14 protein-coding genes are annotated in these 15,174 nt (G+C 51.1%); 7 read left to right on the plus strand and 7 right to left on the minus strand.

Annotated elements, in window-relative coordinates:
• Nucleotides 1-285: 285 nt before the first annotated feature.
• Together PLU01S_RS21380 and PLU01S_RS21385 are read left to right on the plus strand one after the other, a co-directional pair.
• Nucleotides 286-5,859, plus strand: coding sequence for a strawberry notch C-terminal domain-containing protein (locus PLU01S_RS21380; protein WP_074828759.1), 5,574 nt, complete (start codon nucleotides 286-288; stop codon nucleotides 5,857-5,859).
• Nucleotides 5,856-6,986: a PcfJ domain-containing protein gene (locus PLU01S_RS21385; RefSeq protein WP_074828762.1), complete on the plus strand. Its 1,131-nt coding sequence runs from the start codon at nucleotides 5,856-5,858 to the stop codon at nucleotides 6,984-6,986. Before PLU01S_RS21380 ends, PLU01S_RS21385 begins: the two co-directional genes overlap by 4 nt.
• A gap of 185 nt (nucleotides 6,987-7,171) precedes the next feature.
• Here PLU01S_RS21385 and PLU01S_RS21390 read toward each other — a convergent pair whose 3' ends face one another.
• The 4 genes from PLU01S_RS21390 to PLU01S_RS21405 form a co-directional block, all read right to left on the minus strand.
• Nucleotides 7,172-8,227 carry an RNA-guided endonuclease InsQ/TnpB family protein gene (locus tag PLU01S_RS21390; protein ID WP_074828764.1) on the minus strand — a complete coding sequence of 352 codons (1,056 nt, stop codon included), beginning with the start codon at nucleotides 8,225-8,227 and terminating at the stop codon, nucleotides 7,172-7,174.
• A 245-nt stretch (nucleotides 8,228-8,472) separates the two neighbouring features.
• Nucleotides 8,473-8,814 (minus strand): YgjP-like metallopeptidase domain-containing protein, encoded by a 342-nt coding sequence (locus PLU01S_RS21395; RefSeq protein WP_074828914.1) that lies wholly within the window; start codon nucleotides 8,812-8,814, stop codon nucleotides 8,473-8,475.
• A gap of 81 nt (nucleotides 8,815-8,895) precedes the next feature.
• Nucleotides 8,896-9,357 carry a lytic transglycosylase domain-containing protein gene (locus PLU01S_RS21400; RefSeq protein ID WP_019364731.1) on the minus strand — a complete coding sequence of 154 codons (462 nt, stop codon included), beginning with the start codon at nucleotides 9,355-9,357 and terminating at the stop codon, nucleotides 8,896-8,898.
• Nucleotide 9,358: 1 nt separating this feature from the next.
• The gene (locus tag PLU01S_RS21405; RefSeq protein WP_019364730.1) at nucleotides 9,359-9,745 is read right to left on the minus strand and encodes a hypothetical protein; all 387 of its coding nucleotides are present in this window, start codon (nucleotides 9,743-9,745) and stop codon (nucleotides 9,359-9,361) included.
• A gap of 164 nt (nucleotides 9,746-9,909) precedes the next feature.
• Between PLU01S_RS21405 and PLU01S_RS21410 the strand changes: the two genes are divergently transcribed.
• The 3 genes from PLU01S_RS21410 to PLU01S_RS21420 are packed head-to-tail and all read left to right on the plus strand — an operon-like array spanning nucleotide 9,910 to nucleotide 11,897.
• Nucleotides 9,910-10,674: a hypothetical protein gene (locus tag PLU01S_RS21410; protein WP_074828766.1), complete on the plus strand. Its 765-nt coding sequence runs from the start codon at nucleotides 9,910-9,912 to the stop codon at nucleotides 10,672-10,674.
• A 10-nt stretch (nucleotides 10,675-10,684) separates the two neighbouring features.
• Complete coding sequence (locus PLU01S_RS21415) at nucleotides 10,685-10,912, plus strand: hypothetical protein (RefSeq protein ID WP_074828769.1); 228 nt, start codon at nucleotides 10,685-10,687, stop codon at nucleotides 10,910-10,912.
• Nucleotides 10,913-10,934: 22 nt separating this feature from the next.
• A complete protein-coding gene (locus PLU01S_RS21420; protein WP_139208895.1) occupies nucleotides 10,935-11,897 on the plus strand; it encodes a hypothetical protein in 963 nt (320 codons plus the stop codon).
• A 57-nt stretch (nucleotides 11,898-11,954) separates the two neighbouring features.
• On the opposite strand, the gene PLU01S_RS21425 is transcribed toward PLU01S_RS21420, so the two are convergent.
• The 3 genes from PLU01S_RS21425 to PLU01S_RS25470 all read right to left on the minus strand — a co-directional run bounded on the left by PLU01S_RS21425 (nucleotide 11,955) and on the right by PLU01S_RS25470 (nucleotide 13,768).
• Nucleotides 11,955-12,719 (minus strand): hypothetical protein, encoded by a 765-nt coding sequence (locus PLU01S_RS21425; RefSeq protein ID WP_074828778.1) that lies wholly within the window; start codon nucleotides 12,717-12,719, stop codon nucleotides 11,955-11,957.
• A 175-nt stretch (nucleotides 12,720-12,894) separates the two neighbouring features.
• Nucleotides 12,895-13,470 (minus strand): hypothetical protein, encoded by a 576-nt coding sequence (locus PLU01S_RS21430; protein WP_074828780.1) that lies wholly within the window; start codon nucleotides 13,468-13,470, stop codon nucleotides 12,895-12,897.
• Nucleotide 13,471: 1 nt separating this feature from the next.
• Nucleotides 13,472-13,768 carry a hypothetical protein gene (locus PLU01S_RS25470; protein WP_139803988.1) on the minus strand — a complete coding sequence of 99 codons (297 nt, stop codon included), beginning with the start codon at nucleotides 13,766-13,768 and terminating at the stop codon, nucleotides 13,472-13,474.
• An 86-nt stretch (nucleotides 13,769-13,854) separates the two neighbouring features.
• Between PLU01S_RS25470 and PLU01S_RS21435 the strand changes: the two genes are divergently transcribed.
• Nucleotides 13,855-14,706, plus strand: coding sequence for a ParB/RepB/Spo0J family partition protein (locus PLU01S_RS21435; RefSeq protein ID WP_074828783.1), 852 nt, complete (start codon nucleotides 13,855-13,857; stop codon nucleotides 14,704-14,706).
• A 5-nt stretch (nucleotides 14,707-14,711) separates the two neighbouring features.
• Entirely contained in the window at nucleotides 14,712-15,107 is a 396-nt protein-coding gene (locus PLU01S_RS21440) for a diguanylate cyclase domain-containing protein (protein ID WP_074828792.1), read from the plus strand.
• Nucleotides 15,108-15,174: the final 67 nt, after the last annotated feature.

Genomic DNA, 15,174 nt, shown 5'->3' on the forward strand with positions numbered 1-15,174 from the left:
GATCGCTTGTACGGTGATGGGTACAGCTCTAATGCGTAAAGGTAATCGGGTCGGAGCTTTAGAGAAGGCAATCTACGCGGCGTGGAAGGTCATTGCGACATCTCTCATGATAAGCCAAAAATCCCCTTTTTCCCTAATTTTAGCTCCTGACCAAGCCTTTGCTGCCTCGCACCGCATCGGTAGTTTGAGGTTTAGCCACATGTATCCATTTATACACCACTATAAGCGCTCACAAGCGATTTCTCGATTTATGGCGATATTGCCGGCAGGTAATGGAGGCTGGGCATGAGAACAATCCGTTGGCTGAACATAGAGGCTTATGGCGCCACTTTAGAAATGTGGAGAAATACCCACGGGCAGTTTTATTTTGCTGCCATAGGTGGCACCAAGGAAGCAAAGGAAGCCTTTGTTGAGCTGGGTGGAGAGCGAAAGAAGGTATTTGATACCAAGGCTATACTCTTTCCGCCTCTATCCGGTGAAGCTTCATCCAATGCCTGGATTGCCAGGTTGCCCAAAGCTTTCATAGAAACCCGTGATTCCAAAGACGTTCTGACCTTATATCCAGACGCCAATAGTCAGTTCGCACCAGCCATGATCGCGTCCTTAGCTCAGCGTGCTAGCGAGTGGGAGGCTCGTGCTCAAGAACTTGAGCGGCTTGAGGCCGAAAGACTTGAGGCTGAGCGTCGCGCGGCTGAACAAGAAGCACTCTTTGACTTCCCCGGGTTTGCTGACGATGCCGATCAAGCTCAGGAAGCCCCTACTGCTTCTCGTGATGTCGCTGACATTGCTGCCCAGCCTGAAAGCTCAGAGCCTGTAACCATAGCCGAGCCTGCTGCTGTCGTTGTGAACGAAGCCCCTGCTATTGAGCAGGTGCAGCCTGAACCTCCTACAGAGCCTATCGCACAAACGACCCCAGCTGTAGCTGAAGAGGCCCCGGCCGTTGAGCAAGTGCCTGTGGCGGCGCCGGTAGCCAACCAGCCATCACTCTTGGAACAGTTCATTCGGGCTATTCATGATGGTGACGACCGCCCTTTGATATTCAAGCAATATCCTCAAATGCCGCAGGGCAGCGAGCTAGCCGAAATCGAAGCTATGGCTCCCTCTGCAGGTATTGTGATGTCGCCATGGTGGGATGCTTTAAAGGCTGTCCTCAATCGAATGACCGACGATGCGCAACTGGTCATGATCTCATTGGGACGCTCCCCTGAGCGCATGGTAGCTAACGCAAATCAGTTCCTTTCTGATAACCCCGGCTTTCCACTTATTTCGGCCGCATGGGGAAGTCCCAAGAACAACGTGCACCGTTTGGTGTTGATTACTGATGCCACTCTACCGGAACGACTTTACATCCGCAGCCTGGGTAACCAGGCGCTGCCCCATGTAAATACTGAAGTAGAGATGGCTCATCATCTTAATAATCTGTGGAGAGAGACCTATGGCCAAACGGGTGAAATTGTTGACGGTAATGCCGTTATTCAACAACCAGGAAATGCTGCTGACACTCGGGCTGATCGTGAACCCTCAGGAGCACGACAAGTTTCTGGAGCGTCCAACGTGGCCGGCCTGGAAAGAGTTAATGCAGCGGGACATCGCGACGCAGACAGAGCGGGCTCTATCTCAGGGGCTGATGACACTGAGCGAGCTGGAAGAATTCGCCCAGCAGTGCATGGGGACGAGCAACCTCGCATTTCTGCCAGGGAGCCAGCTGACGCCGGGGATGTTCGCAGAGATGATACTGGCCAGAGAGCTTCCGCCCGAGAGCCCCGTATCGCTGATCGAGAGCTTCCTGATGGCGGCAATGAGCGAGGACACAGCCCAGATACGCCAGATCTCGGACGCAGCAGCGCAGCGGTATCCGGCTACAGAGCTGAACGTCGAGGAACTCCTGATGCAGTCGCCGGTGGAGCGCCTGCAGCGAATTCAGGCCGTCCTGTCGTAAATAACGACGCACCAGTCGAAGCTGACCCTGTTGTTGAAATAGAGCTTGCCTCCTCCACACTAACAGAGGAAGAAGCGGCACTTCTTCAAGCTGAAATTGAAGAACGTCGTGCAGCTCGCCGCCGTGGGATGGATTTAGGCGTAGTGGAGAATGCCGGCCGCGTTCCTTATGCTCCTTTGAGCAATCTTGATGCTCAAGGCACCATGATGCCTGCCAACATGGCAACAGCCATCACTGGAGCGCTTGCCAAGCTTTCTCAGCGCCGTGGTGATGTAGATGAGTTTGTCTCTCGCGCCCTAGGGTTCGATTCTCCTGCAGAGCTAAGAGGACGCCTGTACGCAGAGCAGGTAGATGGTCTCGCCCTTACCTTTGATGCCTTTGACCGTGGCCGCGACATGGTACTTGGTGACCTGACGGGTATTGGCAAAGGTCGCCAGATTGCAGGCGTGATTCGCTTTGCTTATCAGCAAGGCCTGACCGCGATCTTCATTACGAAGGAGCAAACTCTCTATAACTCAATGGCCCGCGAAATGGCCGTCCTCGGTATGGCCGACCTTATTGACCAGCGTCATCTTTTAATCACCAATAGCGGCGTTGGGATTGAAAACGAGCTTGGGGAGGAACTGGTTAAAGGTCGTAGCGCCAGCACATTGCAGGAGATCTACGAAACTGGCGAGCTACCACAAGGTATTCGCGTCGTCTTCACTACCCATTCTCAGCTTTCCACTAAGGCAGACACCCCGCGAGCCAACTGGCTTCGTCAGATTGCCCAGGATGCGACAGTAATCGTAGATGAATCGCACCTCTCGGCTGGCGTCGAAAGCCTCTGCGGCCTCAATGTCCGAGCCATTATGGAGTCTGCTCGGCATAACCTTTCAAGCTCAGCAACCTCTGCTAAGGAAGCAAAAAACCTAGGACTGTATCGTGGTACTGATCTGTCGCTCTTAGGAAACCAGGCTCAGGTTATGGAGATACTGCAGAAGGGTGGCGCGGCCGCCATGGAAGCAGTTCCTTTGATGCTTGCCCAAGAAGGGCAGTATCGCCGCCTTGAGCATGATATGTCCCAAGCGGAATACCTGACACCTGATGTTCCGGAAGAACTGGCGCCCCAGATCCGGACCAATATGGATGCACTTTCAACTGCTCTACGTGCATTGCTTGATCTTCAGTCAGTAGTTTCCCAGTACAACCAGGACGTTAACAATAACGAGTACATTGTGCGTCAACGCATGGCTGATGAGCGCCGCCAGATCGCTCGCCGTAATCGTGAGGTGTTAGGCCTTTCAAGCATGCACTTCAGCTCCACGTTGCATCACTTCTCCCAGCAGGCATTACTTGCCGTGCATGCTGACTGGTATGCGGACCTTGCTATTCAGTCAGCAAGAGACGGTAACAAGCCTGTACTGGTTGTTCAGAGCACAATGGAATCCGTCCTGAATGAAGTTATTCGGGTCGTGAGCGAGCATGATGTACCGTTGGATGATCTTGTCGTTGAAATGAACTTCGGCAATGTGCTCAAGCGCATGGCTAACAAGATCACTGAAATTAACGTCAATTTCCCTGATGGCGCCCATCGATTCAACCTGCAGGACGATGCACTGCACCTTGAAGGGCGAGGCTTACCTGAGCAGCTCCAGATTATCCTGGCCGGCGGCCATTTAAACGTTCAAGGGAACGTACGTGCAGCCATTGCTCGCTTTAATACAGCAGTGGAACGTATTCCCAACTCCATCCCTGTCTCTCCCATTGATTACATCAACGACAAGATTACTGCCGCCGGCTTCCCTATGGGCGAGCTAACTGGTCGTAAATGGAGAGCAGAGCAGGTTGCGCCAGGAACATACAGAATTAATCGTCGTTCCGACTCCTCAAAAAGAGATCGGCAGCGCATCGTAAATGCTTTCAACTCTGGCGAAATGGTAGGTCTTACACTTAACCGAGCTGGCGCAACAGGTATCGACCTGCACGCGGATAGACGCTTCTCTGACCAGCGCAAGCGCGACATGCTTCTATTGCAGGCGGACGATGATATCTACAACCTGCAACAAGCTCTGGGCAGGGTTTTCCGCGCGAACATGGTTGAGGCGCCACGTTACACCATTCCTGGATCAGCTGTGCCCGTTGCCGTACGCAGCATGGCCATTATGCGTCGCCGGCTGAGCAATATGATGTCGTTGACTCGTGGCTCCCGAGATTCAGAAATGACCAGCTCGATGCCTGATATCTTCAACTGGGTTGGCTGCGAAGCTGCTTTGAAATATCTGGAAGATAATCCGGGTGTCGCCGAAGCGATAGGCTTAAACCTGGCTGTTGAAGCAAACAAGATCAACGAGCAAGGCGGAGACACGGGGCTTGCCTCTCGCGTCACTGCAATGGGACTTTTGCTTCCTTGCACAACACAAGATGAAATGATGGACGGTCTCATCAGCGCTTACGAGAATAAACTCGAAGAGCTGGAGCAGCGGGGCGTTAACCCTTTCAGAAGCCGTCATATGGACGTCAAGGCTGAAGTGGTGAACGAGGTTACTCTGTACCCAGCTACCGGTACGTCGGTGTTCGAAAGCGAGATCAAGCTTAAAGAACTGCGCTATCACGACGAGCTGCCTGCACTGAGTCCCGATACCATTCGTACGCTGATTAGTATTGGCCGTGCAAGTCTCACCCTGGCAGAAGGCGCCAGCCGTAACTGGTCGCGCAAGCCGCTGCTGGAGGTAATGGATACCATTACGGCCCGCTTGGAAAACACTCTGGCTACCTTCAGAGGCCTCTTTGATGAGGGTGCAAACCAGACATTGGAAGAGCAAGCAAATAGCCGCTATGACTCTCTGACTACTCGTGCAGCACGTGATTATCTAAGTGTCAGAGCCTTTGCTGATCGTGTGAAGCTAGGCGGACATTTACACCTGAAACTGGATTCGGATGCACCCATTGACCTTCATATCGTTGGTATCGAACCTCCGATCATGGCGAGGTCAATGCATGATCCATTTGAATGGCGTATGTTACTGGTTAGCAAGGAGCAGCATTGTCGGCAGGTCCGGATCCCATTGGCCACCGTCATTTCTGAAGCCATGCAGGCTCAGAAACAGGCTTACATGCAAACAGAAGATGCAGATCCAGCAGCGTTTGTTTACGACTGGGCAAACCTTGCCATTCTGGTAAGTGATCCTCAGCAGGATCTCATTGATGAAAACGGTAATTTTGTTCCAGAGATCATGGCCAGCTATGAGAACTTGCCTCGCGGTCAGATCGAAATGCGACGTCATGTTCTTTCAGGCAACCTGCTAAAAGCGATTAGCCTGGCGTCCGATCTTGGGAAGGGGCTTCCGTCTACCTACACCCTGGCAAATGGCTCACGCGAGTTCGGTGTAATGATGCCTTCGAACTTCGATCAGATTCGCCTTTTGGAAATGCCAGTTGATTTGGGTAGCTCAGATACCATTGAAGCCTATATCTGCCATCGCGCCGGCTCGATGCGCAAAGCAACCCTGTACATGAACCTTAAAGATCTGACCGTAACAGGTGTGCCTGCGAAAGAGATCGAAGATGCCAAGTCCGATCGTAAGAGCAATTTCTATTTTGAGGTCAACCGTACACGAACCACCTATACGGCAAAGCTTATCGTTCCTCGCGCCAAGAATCGCTCCTCATGGCTTGTAGAGAACGAGGCTATTAAAGAGCTCACCCACGGTATGGAGTGGACTCGTAGCTCAGGCGACCTAGTATTGACGTTCGATATACCAGAGTGCCGATTTAGCGACCGTCTTGATGCGATTCTGGATCAGTTGATCGAAATGGGGATCACCTTCCGTACCTCAGCGCTAGACAGCAGAGCGCGTGAATGGCTAACAGGATATATAAGCGAGCAAATTGCCGCCCGCGATCAAGACAACGCCGCTAATGATCGAGCGATCGCATGATGAATGGACAGTCACTGTACAAACTTTTGAGCGGATCCCCGCGGCTTCCAAAGCCGTGGGAGGATACATACCAGGACGCCCAGCGATTTATTGCCTGGGCAGACGCTATCCCTGAAAGTACCCCTCGCAGCTTGCTCCCAATGGTGTGGGCGGTAAAAGACCGCCTTACCTATCAGGATGGTGGTGGGCTGAATGGTTTTCTCAAGGAGTATGGGCTTACCAAGAAAGGGTGGAAGGCCTTAAATCAGCTTTCTATCGAACATGTAGTGAGCATATATCGCTATTTTGCATCACGAGGAGAAACTGCTTGGCCTGCCCGGCTAGCGAAGCCTATTGATGCTATTCGTGAGTCCGCTATCGAGCCAAGTCCAGCACTACTGATAACCCTGGCAGATGCCGATATCAGTCTGGAGGGTGTCAATCCTCCTTATGATGAGGACTGGAAGCTAATGATTAAAGCGCTGGCCACAGAGCTTTCTGATAAAGACTTATCGGTATGCGCTCAAGCTGTTGCAGATGCGATTCTTGTCAGGGATTACATCAATGGCGGCGATGTCGATATAACGCGTTCAACTACCTGGCCCGAAATGACAGCTATGGCGAGACGCTATATCGAGGAGATGAGCCTTGATATTGAGGATCCAGAGGAGCAGGACGTCATTGAGGCGCCTCAAAATCTCAACCGCGTAGTGCCTACGCCTGGAGGTCAAGACTTCTTAGTCGATGCCAATACAGGCCTGGAAGTTGTTCGCCTGCTTACCCATCAGGATTTTATTGATGAGTCCGATCAGATGGGACATTGCATCGGTAGATGGAATGGCAAAATCCAGCATGGATATTTTAATAAGCATGTTAATGGTGAAGGCGCTTTCTATAGCTTCCGCCGTCCTGGTGAAAGACGGCCTATAGCAACACTAGAACTAGGCTGCCTCGACGGCGATTGGCGAGTATGCCAAGTCCGCGGACCATCTAACCGTGATCCGGGGCCGGATGCCAATGATTTGGCAGCGCGGTTGAGAGAGGCGCACCAGGTCGGAGGTTGCATGAAGGAAAGTACGATTGAGTTCATCAACCCCATCGCAAACCAGAACTATTCGCTGGAGCGTACCTATTCGCGATATTTCTGATTTGAGCCTGCGCAGGGCAGAGTTCCGTAGTTCAGCACCCGCGTAAAGTGGTCGAAATTTTTCGAACAAGCGTCATTGACCAGCTAAGCGTTGAGCCTGAAGGAATAAATTAAGCTCAGTCGAAAGTGCTTAACTGGTCGAACCCATACACGCTAGGAAACATCATGCATTGACATCCTCCCTTCCTAAAGGACGGGGATTTCCACAAATGGACGCTCATGCCCGAGCGCGAGAATGTTTCTGGCCGCGTTAATATCGCGGTCGTGAGCAACACCGCACTCACAACAGGTCCATTCTCTTATACGCAACCCATTGACGCCTTTTGGTCCCGTCAGGGAGCCGCAAGCCGAACAGGCGCGGGTGGTGTACGCTTCTCGCACTTCCTTGAAAACAATGCCTGCGTGATCGCACTTGTATTCCAGCATTGTTTTCAGCATGGCCCAGCCAGCGTCCAGCACTGACTTGGCCATCTTGGTTTTGGCGAGCGTCGAAGGGCTTATGTCGCCCACGATGATGGTGCCGTAGCTGTTTACCAGCTTGCGGCTAAACTGATGCAGCGCATCCTTGCGGCGATTGGCAATCTTGGCGTGAATAGCGCGTGTTCTGGCCTTGTTTCGACTTCGCTGGGCAATCGCAAGCTTTGCCTCTAGATCATGATAGAACCTGCCATTTTCAAGCCTTTCGCCGTTACTACAGGTCGCCACGTCCTTCAGGCCGAGGTCGATACCTACCGCGCCTTGCCCAGGGCTGGATTGAACTTCAGCATCAACGACTACGTTGAAGTACCAGCGTCCGCGTGCGTCTTCATTGAATGAGGCCGACCGGAATTTATACCCAGCCAGCCCATAGCTATCCCAGACTTTGAAATAGTGACCGTTGTGGTAGACCTGCCCATTCTTCCAACTGGCCGCGCCGGTATTGATTGGAACCCAGCCCAAGGCGCGCCGCGCCCCGCCTGACTTGCGCCAGTTCAAGCGTGACTTCTTGAACTGCTTGCAACGGGTGACGTATTCCTTACTGACGCACTGAACAGTGTGGCTGTGCAGCCCCAGTTCCTTGGCTGATCCATTCGTATATTTCTGCAGGTCGTAAGCAGACAGAAAAATACCCCGTTCACGAATGGCTCGTGAACTTAGTTCGTTCAGGTAATTCCAGACAATATTAACGCTGCGTGCCATCTCGTTGAGAAGAGCCGCATGTTTGTCTCGAACTCGAACCTTGAGGGTTTTAGTGCCAGGCATCGCATTATCACTGTTTATCAATACAGTAACTATAGATCCACTTAGTATCCTGCGCTATCCATTTCGCACCAGAAATAGGGAACTTTACACAAAGCAGTAAACGTTTTTTTACTGTCGTCTCTTACCCAAAAAACAGGCTCGACTAAGTTCCGCGCAGTAGTGGAATCGAGGGGTAGGTATGCTGGTCTGCATTCTATAAACGTTTCTATGATTTTAATATTTAGAGTTGCGGGCGATCCTAAATATCAAACCAAATCCCCAAACACTGCCCGTTCTAATACCTGATGATACCTTTGCCAATGCGGCATATGGCTAGCCACCAGCCCCCAGAATGCTTTCGTATGATTCTTCTCCACCGTATGGCATAGCTCACGAACAATGACATAGTCCTGTACGCTGGCAGATAGCTCCATCACTCTGGGATGAAACTCCAAAGTGTTGTTAGCATCGCAACTGACCCACCGACTTTGAAAGCTGCGTACGCGAGCAGACGTTGCCTGAAGTCCAGTCCTTCGCTGCCAATGACGGATACGTGCAAATAACCTGTCCTGAGCACTATCTCGGTAGAACTGCTCAAGCAGCGGCATCAGAACGTCGGGGAGAATACTTATATCATCCGGGCTCTCCACAGCAGAAGGCCTCGAATAGTGTTGACCTGGCTAGCCGGATTAATCAGAGCCGGCTAGCCAGCGCTGAAAGGCGGGGCCATATTGTATTGCTTTGCCTTGTACAAGCTTGGTGTACTCATACATTCGGGCTACATGCTCATTTGACTTTGGGTTTTCACCGGTGTGGTAACATCCGATTGCCTTCCAAGCGTCATCGGCAAACTTATTCAGACAGCGCCGCATGATCCAGCCGCTGACCCATATGTTGGTGCAGGGATTAAACTGGAGATCCTGCGCGGTGATGCCATACGGCTTGAGTGTCTTTAGCCAAGCACTATTAACCTGCGCCGGCCCGTAATCAACCGAGCCATTCTTGTTGGTATTTGCCATACCAACACGCCCGCTTTCCTGGCCAAGGTAACCAACAAAGAGGTTGGGCGGGATCTGGTAACGCTGGAGGGTCGCCACGATACATTGCCGCGGTATTTCCTGATGCGCGATGGAGGGCGGCAAATCAATCATCTTAGTCAGGCTGTGCAACAGGCGCTGAAAATAACGGAATCCCTTTACGAACGGCTGTAATGGCCTCTACGAGAGATTTATAGGGATAAGCCTCTTCTGAAAAGAGCTGGTAGAAACTGGAAGCGACTTCCCAAGCCGGCATTTCAACCACAATAGCTCTACGTAGATCGACCGCTACATAACCTTCGGCATTTCGCTCGTGAATAAGGAATCGCTCAGCCCATCCCCATCCGCCTGAGCTAGCTGCGATCAGGATAGTACCAGGAGGCAGCTCAAGGTAATTGCCGAACAGATCCAGTTCTGTAGGAGCAAGAGCCTTGAATGTTGCAAGTTCTCCCAGCTTTATCTGGAAGGTTTGGTCTTCTGATCGGAAAGCAGGGTATGTCATGGGAGAGCTTGTATATAAATGGAGTTGCGCGAATATATCTTAATCAGCATTTACGGGCAATCATTTACGTTAATTTGACGGCGCCGTTTAGCCAATAAATAATAGCTCATAATATTATAGTGTTATTTTATGGGATATCCACAAATATAAATGAGGAATGAGTAATGCGCATCAATGACGGCGATCTAAACGCAGCTTTAGAAGAAGTTCAAAGGGTCGTGACTCATGAGGCGTTGCCAGACCTTGCCGGAAACGATCTCTTCCCGCATGAGCTCAGGGCCCATCTGAATGAAGCCATTAACTTCGATGGCGGCCTGTACAATTTACAGCTTCTCCTAAGCTCCGCTGTCGCCGTTATTCGCAAGGTACAACAGGGCGATAATGCAGCAGGACTCGATGTTAGCTTCCTGGCTGAGGCTAACCTGGTTCGAATGGCTCATGTTCGCGGCAACCTTGGTGATACCGAGGCCTATCGTCAGCTTTTTCCTGAGGTTATGGAGACCTACAACGACCTGGATGATGCAGCCATTATTTTAGGCGGGCTCATGCGTCATGTCGGATCGAAGTTTATGAACGGCGAAGCAGAAGCTGAGGCGATGCACCAGAAGCTACTTCATGTCGCTGTGCGGCAGGCAGCTCAGTCTGACCTAGTTCATGTAGCAGGACAAACTGCACAATTACCGGCAGCAGTAAATGCTCAAGAAGGCCTTGGGTTGACTGAAATTCTGGTGGCAGCAAACTCTCTTCGCGAGGTTATAGTAGGCGCCGGCTTGGAGATGGGCCGTGGACTACGCATGATTGGTGCAGGAAAGTGCGAATTTAATGAGGGTGTGGCAAAGATAAAAGCTGCAATACGTGACGTACATCCCAATGCAGATGCAGCACAACAGGATATTATTTTCTACGATTGCATATCTAAACCAATTTAATGGTTTGGTAGTGAACGAAGTATTCCGGGACATCGGTGTCACTTGGCTAGCTGATTCCTTTGAGGAATATCTACGCAGCGTAAAGGAAAGCTATCACCAAAATATCGAGCGTGAATTAGACGATCATGATTACGATGCTGACTATGAGCACGAACTCGATAATGAAATTGATGTCGAACTGACCCTTGATAACGAGCCTTTGCAGCTGGGCAACGACTCTCTCGATTTTAGAATGTAAGGATTAGGTAATGACTCCTGTAATGAGCCGAAGTACAACCCTTGAGCTTGGCTTGCTCGGCAAACAGGCGACTCTGGAACAAGGCCAGCGTCTTGAGACTGTTCTCAAAGATGCTGCTGCTTCCATGGGTGAGGTCGTTGACTTTGCGCTGACATTGAAAGCCGGCTACGCCGCTGTTCGAAATGAGCACGGCCAGGTTGAAGCTGTCATTATTCCTTACAAGACCGACTTTCGTGCCCCTGGCGCCCGTCCAGTTTCGTTCAGTATACAGAGCGAGCGAGACAACCCTCAGTACGCTGCCGCACCAATGTCGTTGGTTGAAGGACTGTCCCCTGCGCGTGGTGAAAATGATGCAGCCTGGCGCCAGCAGTGCTTCATCAACGAAGCGCTCCGCCGCAATACAGCAACCATGCTTGCTATCGGCGATTGCGTCATAACATCTCAGGTGCTTCAGAGCAACCAGGGTCCACTCAAGCCTGATTTCTACGTGCTCAAAGGTCATGATCTCGGTTTTAGCGTTCTCGAATCTTTGAGGACAGGTAGAGCAGCGCTGGTAAAAAATGCAGCGGCTGATATGACAAAGATCACCTTAACCAATGATCTTGAGTCACGCTTGTCAAACCATCCTCGCGTTACCAGCTTTGGTATCCAACGCTGTGCTCGCAACGATGATCATGAGCACCATATTCTGATTGGTCGTACTCCTTCCGATAATCTGGTCCCTCTCGCTAAGGCCGTGGGTAAAGATGAGCTGGACTTCATGACCTCCAGAATGTGGGAAGTTGCAAAAACCAAGCAAGAAAGTCTGCGTTCACTAGAGCAGTCACCCATCTACAAGTACATGCGTGACAACAACCTCACCGAGGCTGTAATGGAGCAGGCGAGAGGCATTGAGCCGCAAATATTGTCTGACCTCGTTATTGAGGTGACCGCTCCTCAGAGCGAGCAGGAGTACACGGTCGAATCAAACGGCCCGAGTATTTAAAGTGCATCAAAAAAGCCCTGCAGTGCAGGGCTTTTTCGTCAGGGTTATCGATATCCATCAAGCACTAGCATCAGCAAGCGTGCCTTTTAAGGCCAGATCATCCACCAGCCGTATTAAGGCAGACGCTTCGATCATAGCCTTCTCCGCGGTTGTAAGCAGAACAATCTCATGCTTTCTAAGCGCATCTCGTATGGGTGCTATCTTGGAACGCAAGGTAGCCTGTTCCTTTCCTACCGGTAAATAATTGCATACTAACCAGTTAACAGCCGAAGCCTGAGATGCAAATACTAACCGGACCGGTTCAGCGGCCATGCTGCTCCATTGCCACTGGTACTTACCTAGCCCACAACTGATTATTTGGGCATGGGCATTTTCGCTATTGTCGAGACGAACCTGCAGCTCAATCAGAAATCCTTCGATACGCCTGATTGGCATCCCAAGCTGAACCAGCTTTTTGATAAAGCCACCAATACCATGCACGGGCGCGCGAGTCGGAAAAGTACTAAGGCCAGCAACTAGCGCTGCATAGTTGCTCCAGTTTCCGGCTTCTGGCATTTCTGCGGGAGCGTGATCGATTGCAAAGTCAAGCAGGGCTGTACCGAACTCTAGTTGCTCATTGGCAAGATAGGTCAGTGCCAGCGCCCAAAGAGCAGAAGGCTCCCGATGATTGAAGGTATCCTCTGCCACGCTATCAACTGACGCACCTCGGGCTAGCGCACTTTTCATTTCCCCATCAACAAAGCGCCTCAGCAAAGGGGCCTGTACACTTAGAAGGTTTCTAGCCACCCAGCCTTGTTCGCTGGTGAGTTCCCAATCTCGCATGACCGATGCTGACGGATTTAAAGGGCATACCTTCCAGACAGGGTCGTCAAAGAAACGGCCAACCATCGCGTTAGGAAGGTATGACGATGCATACAAGGCGGGTGGGTGCGGAATTATCAGGTAATTCCGACTGTAGGCAGGTGAATAACAGCGTATGCTCATCAATGACTACCTGTTAACGACTAAGCCCGGGAGTGCTCTCAGGCGAAGGCGTGGGTGTGGGTGCCACGTGAGCCATTTGACTTATCTCAGAGAGTTGATTGGCCAGCTCCGTCAAATACTTGGAGCCAATGGACGGTGCTGTCTGCATCAAACCCTTGAAATCAATCTTCCCAATTGCGCCCATGAAAGAGGCTACATCCTGTGTAGCAGTAAAGGTCTCACTAGCTTGTTTGATATGGCTAGTGATGCTGATCGCTTCCCCCAGGCCGGGGACTGCGCGCTCAGCTAGGCTTTTGGTGAGGTCTAATAGACTATCTTTAGCCAGATCCTGAAGGATGTCAGCTTTACCCATTAAACGGCCAAGCATGCCTGGCTTGTTAAGAAGTCCGCTTACTCGATCCAGTGTTTCACGACCAGGTACAAAATGCTCACCTGCAGTCATGACATCGTTAAGGAACGGCATAGCACGCTTGGCCAGGGCACTCTCAGCTAGCCCAAATGCTTCCTTAGCAGCTACATGTCTGAGCGCTTGGGCGCCTACTACGCGAATACCTTGACTTGCAATAAGTCCTGCGAGAGGTAATACCATGTCAATATGCCTGTTGAACGTTTTGAATTTGGTAGGCAGATGCGCTCTGCTTCGTAGTGGCGTTTCTTGATTGGCACACCGGATAGCCACCTGTACTTGTAGTTGTAGAGCTATAGACAGTATTAGGGTTGAAGCTAGGGGTGCCTATATTTGTTGTTGCTACAGGTGCAGGGTTGTTCGTTGTGCTTGAAGTGGTACTAAGAGTCTGGCTCAGCTGACTGAAAACAGAGTCTAAATCCCAAGCCAACGCCGGCTTGGCTAGGCCAAATAAAATGAGTAGTCCTACCGTTTTGCGCATGAAAGCTCCTTGGAATCAACCAGACGTCGTTTTGTTCGCGTGATTATAATGGTAAACTATAACCAATATCTAACAGAGCCTTAATAATGTCCTCGCACGGTAGCGGAAGTTATCTGCTTAACGAGTCGAACAGAGGCGGGCTGGTTTTTCTTCCCTGCAATATTCTTGTGCCTGGTAGATACCAACCTCGTAAACAATTCAATCAAGCTGACCTGCTTTCACTGGGTCAAAGCTTTCTTGACGGTGACATTGGCATCATCGAGCCTATCGTCGTACGCGCGAAAAAAGGTGAAGTCCAGCTTTACGAAATCATCGCTGGCGAGCGCCGTTGGCGAGCTGCACAACTTGTTGGCATGGACCGGGTTCCTTGTATTGTCCGGGACTACACCGATCTGCAGGCATGGCGTGCATCCTTAATAGAGAACGAGCAGCGCAAGGACCTGAACAGCTTTGAACGCGCCCAGGCATATCAGATGGGAATTGAAGAGTTTGATCTGACCCATGAAGGCCTTGCTGAGATGTTCACCATAAGCCGGGAAGTGATCACAAATCATCTTAGGTTGTTTTCTCTGCCCCAAGCTATCCAGTTGTATCTCTCCAACGGATCCCTCAGTGAATCGAAGGTACGTTGCCTTCATGGGCTTTCAGCTTCTGATGCAGTACGGATAGCTCATCAAGCCGTAGAAGAGAGCTTGAGTTATCGTCAGATCGAGGCCCTAGCTAAAGGATGCGCTAAAAGGAAGAAGCCTGTCGCGCCGCCTAAGCAGAAGGATCCTGACGAGAAACGCTTTCTGGAGCGCCTAAGCGAAAAGCTGGGACATGAAGCGCTGTTGGAACAAGCCAAGTCTGGCCAGCCTGGTGGCTACCTAAAGATCAGGTATATGACTATGGAAGACCTGTCCTCAATCACGAAAAAAATTCTTACCGGAAGAGATTAAGCCCTATGGGTAGCCGCTTGGATCCCGCCTTGTCCTTGAACCTTGTCCCTTACAGTTACGGCCGGCTGGCGCTCCTGGATTTTATAAAGCTGAAAGCCTCTACCTACCGTAGGTGGACAGTAATCCACATGGATATTGCCAACTTCAGGCTGATAAACCAGCTGCTGGGATACGAGCAAGGCGACCTGATACTCAAAGAGATCACCAATCTTCTTTCTGCCTCAGCCCGCTACACATGGTTCAACATGGGTAGTGGTATCTGGGTAGGTATTAGCGAGTACCGTGACGTTAATTTTGTTACTCAACAGATCAAAGAAGGCCGTCTGAAAACACGTGACCATATCAAGCAGCGCTTTACGACTGGAAAGCGTTTTCGGCGTTGCGTCAGGTTCAAGTCTTAAGGATGTTGTAGATCGAGCTGAGTCTGCATGCTGTGATGGTGACTGCTCCCCGCGCTGTCGGGCGAGG

The organism is Pseudomonas luteola NBRC 103146 (genome assembly GCF_002091675.1).
In the GTDB taxonomy this organism is placed as follows: domain Bacteria; phylum Pseudomonadota; class Gammaproteobacteria; order Pseudomonadales; family Pseudomonadaceae; genus Chryseomonas; species Chryseomonas luteola.